Source organism: Streptomyces sp. NPDC054841, from assembly GCF_053611045.1.
This window is the reverse complement of record NZ_JBSGZO010000566.1, coordinates 1-5,026: the sequence shown is the minus strand read 5'-3', so window position 1 is coordinate 5,026 and position 5,026 is coordinate 1. Positions and strand designations below refer to the sequence as shown.

Below are 5,026 nucleotides of genomic sequence, written 5' to 3'. Positions count from 1 at the left end.
GGACAAGACCCCCGATCTTGTCCGGCCCCGCTTCGTATCCCCCGTGGATCCCCCGTGATCCCCGTTACCCCGCGGTCCCCGTTCTTCCGCGGTCCCCCCGCTGCCTTCAGGCCACAAGCTGGCCGAAGGACTCTTCCTCGTCACAGCCGAAGCTGAGGGCCTCGTCCTCACGCAGCCGGCGGAGCGACCGCCAGATGCTCGACTTCACCGTGCCGACACTGATGTCCAGGATCTCCGCGATCTCCGGATCCGTACGACCCTCGTAGTAGCGCAGCACCAGCATGGTGCGCTGGGGTTCCGGCAGCCGGGCGAGGGCCTGCCACAGCACCGCCCGCAGCTCCGTGCCGCGCATCGCGTCCGTGTCGCCCACCGTCTCCGGGAGCTCCTCGGTCGGGTACTCGTCGATCTTGCGCCGGCGCCAGGCGCTGATGTGCAGATTCGTCATGGTGCGGCGCAGATAGCCGCCGACCGCCGCCTTGTCGCTGATCCGGTCCCAAGCCCGGTACGTCGAGAACAGCGCGCTCTGCAGCAGGTCCTCCGCCTCGAACCGGTCACCGGTCAGGTGGTACGCGGTCGCGTACAGCGAGGCGCGGCGCTCCTGCACGTAGGCGGTGAACGCCGCTTCGGCGTCCGCGGCCTCGGAGTGTCCGCTGCGCTCACCCTCGGTCTTCGCGTCGACGACCGTCATGTACGACGGCTTGTGCTGACGCCCGGCGCCGCGAACGCACCCCCGCCCGTTCACGGCGCCGGACTTCTCGGTGTTCCGCACGACGTCGTGGAGACGCGTGACAACTGCGCTTGAGGTGGTGCTGTGCAGTGCGTTCATCTCGCGCCTCCCGCCGATTGGAGTGTGCTTCGGTCCTTGTGCAGAAGAGCTTGCCGAGGGGACTTCACGCCGGTGTCCGCCGACTGTCACAGGCCTGTCACAGGGGTGGGGAGACAACAGGGAAGAGGCGCGGAGAGAGGGAGGAGTCGGGCTTGACGGCACCGACTGTCGAACTCCCAGGGCCCCATGGGCCAGAATGACCTCTGTGCCTTTCCTGTTGCTGATCGAGGACGACGACGCCATCCGCACGGCCCTCGAACTCTCGCTGTCACGCCAGGGCCACCGTGTGGCCACCGCGGCGACGGGCGAGGACGGCCTGAAACTGCTGCGTGAGCAGCGGCCGGATCTGATCGTGCTGGATGTGATGCTGCCCGGCATCGACGGATTCGAGGTGTGCCGGCGGATCAGGCGCACCGACCAGCTGCCGATCATTCTGCTGACCGCGCGCAGTGACGACATCGACGTCGTCGTCGGCCTGGAGTCCGGGGCCGACGACTATGTCGTCAAGCCGGTGCAGGGGCGCGTGCTGGACGCCCGGATCCGGGCGGTGCTGCGGCGGGGTGAGCGTGAGTCCACGGACTCGGCGACCTTCGGCTCGCTGGTGATCGACCGCTCCGCGATGACGGTCACCAAGAACGGCGAGGACCTGCAGCTCACGCCGACCGAGCTGCGTCTGCTGCTGGAGCTGAGCCGCCGTCCCGGCCAGGCCCTGTCGCGCCAGCAGCTGCTCCGCCTGGTGTGGGAACACGACTATCTGGGCGACTCGCGTCTGGTGGACGCGTGCGTGCAGCGGCTGCGGGCGAAGGTGGAGGACGTACCGTCCTCGCCGACGCTGATCCGCACGGTCAGAGGAGTGGGCTACAGACTGGACGCTCCTCAGTGAGTGATGCTGCGAAGACGAGCGCCGCAAAGCGGGTGATACTCGCCGGACTTGGCTGGACCAGCCTCCGACTGCGGCTTGTCGTCGTGTTCGGCATGGTCGCGCTGACCGCCGCCGTGTCCGCTTCGGGGATCGCGTACTGGCTGAACCGCGAGGCCGTGCTGACGCGTACGCAGGACGCGGCGCTCGGCGACTTCCGGCGGGAGATGCAGAACCGGGCCGCGTCGCTGCCGGCGCGCCCGACGGAGAGCGAACTGCAGACGACCGCGGAGCAGATGGCGAGCGGCAACGCCGGCTACAGCGTGCTGCTGCTCGGCGAGCGGGCGGCGGGCAAGCCGATCGTCGGGGCGTCCGACCCGGACACCTTCACGCTCGACGACGTACCGGCCTCGCTGCGGGACGCGGTGAGCGAGCGGCAGCATCTGTTCTGGGTGCGCACCACGCGCGGCAACACGCCCTACCTGGTGGGCGGTACGAGGGTCGTGGGCGGCGGGCCGACGGGGTACATGTTCAAGTCCCTCGACCAGGAGCGGCAGGATCTGAACTCGCTCGCCTGGTCGCTGGGGATCGCCACGGCCCTGGCGCTCCTCGGCTCGGCGCTGCTCGCGCAGGCCGCCGCGAGGACCGTGCTCAAGCCCGTGCAGCGCCTGGGTCAGGCGGCCCGGCAGCTCGGCGAGGGCCAGCTGGACACGCGGCTGCAGGTCTCCGGCACGGATGAGCTGGCCGAGCTGTCCCGGACCTTCAACAACGCGGCGGAGTCGCTGGAGAAGAAGGTCGCGGACATGCGCGCGCGGGAGGAGTCCAGCCGCCGGTTCGTCGCCGACATGTCGCACGAGCTGCGTACGCCGCTGACCGCGCTGACCGCCGTGACGGAGGTCCTGGAGGACGAGCAGGAGAGCCTCGACCCGATGATCGCGCCCGCCGTGGCGCTGGTGGTGAGCGAGACCCGGCGCCTCAACGACCTGGTGGAGAACCTGATGGAGGTGACCCGCTTCGACGCGGGCACGGCGCGGCTCGTCCTCGACGACGTCGATGTCGCCGACCAGGTCACCGCCTGTATCGACGCCAGGGCCTGGCTGGACGCGGTCGAGCTGGACGCGGAGCGCGGCATCATGGCCCGCCTCGATCCGCGCCGCCTCGACGTCATACTGGCGAACCTCATCGGCAACGCGCTGAAGCACGGCGGCTCGCCGGTGCGGGTGGCCGTGCGGCTGGAGGGCGAGGAGCTGGTCATCGAGGTTCGGGACCACGGGCCCGGTATCCCCGAGGACGTCCTGCCGCATGTCTTCGACCGCTTCTACAAGGCGAGCGCCTCGCGGCCGCGGTCCGAGGGCAGCGGCCTGGGGCTGTCGATCGCGATGGAGAACGCGCTGATCCACGGCGGCGGGATCTCGGCGGCGAATTCCACGGACGGCGACGGCGGTGCGGTGTTCGTCCTGCGGCTGCCCCGGGACGCGTCGGACATCGCCCCGGACGCTCGCGGCCGGGGCGGCCGGGGGCAGGACGACGAGCGGGGAGAGGCGGGCGACGCGCAGTGACCGTACGGAACGGGCAGCCACACCGGGCGCCCCTGGGCATGGCCGGGGGCCCGGTCGTGGCCGGCACGGCCGGGGCGGGCGGCGCGGGCGACCGGGGTTCCGCCGCGTCGCGGATCCGTCGCGCCGCTCTGGCGCTGGTGGGTGCGGTCACGGTCGCGGCCGCCGCCGCGGGCTGCGGGATCCGGACGACCACGGTGCCGGTCGACGCCGGGCCGGCGCCGTCGCGGGTGCCGTGCACGCTGTCCGGCAAGGAGACGGCCACCCAGACGCAGCCGCAGGTGCCGGTGCGCGTGTATCTGGTGTGCGCGTCGGCGCTGCAGGCGGTGGACCGTACGGTCACGATCGCCGAGGAGAAGGCCGGGACCCGGGTGCGGGTCGCTCAGGCGCTCCTCGGGGAGCTGCTGGAGGAGCCGTCGCAGACCGAGCGGGAGGCCGGGTTCACCACGCTCGTGCGGGGCCCGCTGACCGTCTCACCGCCGCGTGAGAGCGATCCGGAGGGCACGCTGCGGCTGAGCCGCCAGCCCGAGGACCTGCCGCCGGCGGCGCTGGCGCAGATCGTGTGCACCTTCGCGGAGAGCGAGGCCGCGGCCGCAGGCGGGTCGGTGATCCTGGGCGGCCCCGGGGAGTACGCACCGCACGGCTACCGCTGTACCCGGACGGCCAAGGAACGCCCGGAGACGGCGCTGCCGACGGTGGGCCCGCTGCCGTCTCCGAGCCCTTCCTGACACCCCTGGGCATCCGGCGGAACCGATGCTGCCGGTCAGCGCGTCTTGGGGGGCGTGCAGCGTCAAGGTTCGGGCGGCAGTGCCGCCATCCACTTCCGCGTGGCGGGGGGCGTCCTCCTCCTCGCACATCTGGCACTCGTGGGGTGGCTGACGCTCCGCCCGTTGGATGTGCCGTGGGTGACTGCTGCGAATCTGGAGCCACTGGCGGGCATCAGAGCGGATCTGGCGCTGGGCCCGGTGCAGGCGGCCCGCCGTATCGGTGAGGGACTCCTCCTGCTGGCTCCCCTCGGCATACTGCTGCCGATGGCGAGCGGCCGGCTCGCTGTCGCCCCGTGGGCCTCGCTGACCCGTACGGTCGCGGCGGGGGCGCTGCTGTCGCTCGGCATCGAGCTGCTGCAGACCGGGGTGCCGGGGCAGGTCGTCGACGTGGACTCGCTGCTGCTGAACACGGCGGGCGTGGCGCTGGCCCATCTCGCGGTCGTCCCTGCGGGCCGGGCCCGGCTGCGGCGCAGGCGCGGCGGGAGGCCGGCACGTCCCAGGAAGGAGCGGGGACCCCTGCTCCGGGATGAGGCGCCTCAGGGGCCGACCCCGACGATTCCCAGGGTCGGGATCGCCCCGTAGAGCGACGCTTTGCCCCGTTGCACCGGGCGAGTATGGAGTCATCGGGAGCCCGGTGGAGCGGCTCCCCAGGACGCTCGTGAAGGAGCCCTCCATGGCCGCACTTGCCCGCCCCCGTGACGGACGCATGATCGGCGGAGTGTGCGCAGCGCTGGCACGGCGCTTCGGCACCTCCGCGACCACGATGCGCGTGATCTTCCTGGTGTCGTGTCTGCTGCCCGGCCCGCAGTTCCTGCTCTACCTGGCGCTGTGGCTGCTGCTGCCGGAGGAGAAGACCGCGTCGACCGCCTGGTGACGGCGCGCGAACAGTACAGAGGGGGGGGGGCCCCCCGGCGGGGGGGGGGGGGGCGGGTGGGGGGGCCGCCGCCCCGGGGGGCCCCCGGGCCGCGGGCCGCGCGCGGCCCCCCCCCCCCCACCGGGGGGGGGGGGGCGCCCCGCG

The 5,026-nt window shown here is 72.4% G+C and carries 6 protein-coding genes; 5 read left to right on the top strand and 1 reads right to left on the bottom strand.

The annotated features are described in order from the left end of the window. Positions 1–106: 106 nt before the first annotated feature. A complete protein-coding gene (locus ACWGI8_RS39335; RefSeq protein WP_453668238.1) occupies positions 107–826 on the bottom strand; it encodes a SigE family RNA polymerase sigma factor in 720 nt (239 codons plus the stop codon). Positions 827–1,031: 205 nt separating this feature from the next. On the opposite strand from ACWGI8_RS39335, the gene afsQ1 reads away from it, so the two are divergent. From afsQ1 to ACWGI8_RS39310, 5 genes are all read left to right on the top strand, one after another. Beyond that, entirely contained in the window at positions 1,032–1,709 is a 678-nt protein-coding gene (gene afsQ1 / locus ACWGI8_RS39330; RefSeq protein WP_351229557.1) for a two-component system response regulator AfsQ1, read from the top strand. Next, positions 1,706–3,244: an ATP-binding protein gene (locus ACWGI8_RS39325; protein WP_453668237.1), complete on the top strand. Its 1,539-nt coding sequence runs from the start codon at positions 1,706–1,708 to the stop codon at positions 3,242–3,244. The genes afsQ1 and ACWGI8_RS39325 overlap by 4 nt, the downstream gene beginning before the upstream one ends. A 38-nt stretch (positions 3,245–3,282) precedes the next feature. Then, positions 3,283–3,969 carry a hypothetical protein gene (locus ACWGI8_RS39320; protein ID WP_453668239.1) on the top strand — a complete coding sequence of 229 codons (687 nt, stop codon included), beginning with the start codon at positions 3,283–3,285 and terminating at the stop codon, positions 3,967–3,969. A gap of 54 nt (positions 3,970–4,023) precedes the next feature. Further along, the gene (locus ACWGI8_RS39315; protein WP_453668236.1) at positions 4,024–4,590 is read left to right on the top strand and encodes a VanZ family protein; all 567 of its coding nucleotides are present in this window, start codon (positions 4,024–4,026) and stop codon (positions 4,588–4,590) included. 91 nt (positions 4,591–4,681) lie between these two features. Next, positions 4,682–4,882, top strand: coding sequence for a PspC domain-containing protein (locus tag ACWGI8_RS39310; RefSeq protein ID WP_453668235.1), 201 nt, complete (start codon positions 4,682–4,684; stop codon positions 4,880–4,882). The last annotated feature ends 144 nt before the right edge of the window (positions 4,883–5,026 follow it).

Bases quoted from the DNA above. Each gene is read 5' to 3' on its own strand.
- ACWGI8_RS39310 (WP_453668235.1), top strand. From the start codon at position 4,682: ATGGCCGCACTTGCCCGCCCCCGTGACGGACGCATGATCGGCGGAGTG.
- ACWGI8_RS39320 (WP_453668239.1), top strand. From the start codon at position 3,283: ATGGCCGGGGGCCCGGTCGTGGCCGGCACGGCCGGGGCGGGCGGCGCG.
- ACWGI8_RS39335 (WP_453668238.1), bottom strand. From the start codon at position 826: ATGAACGCACTGCACAGCACCACCTCAAGCGCAGTTGTCACGCGTCTC.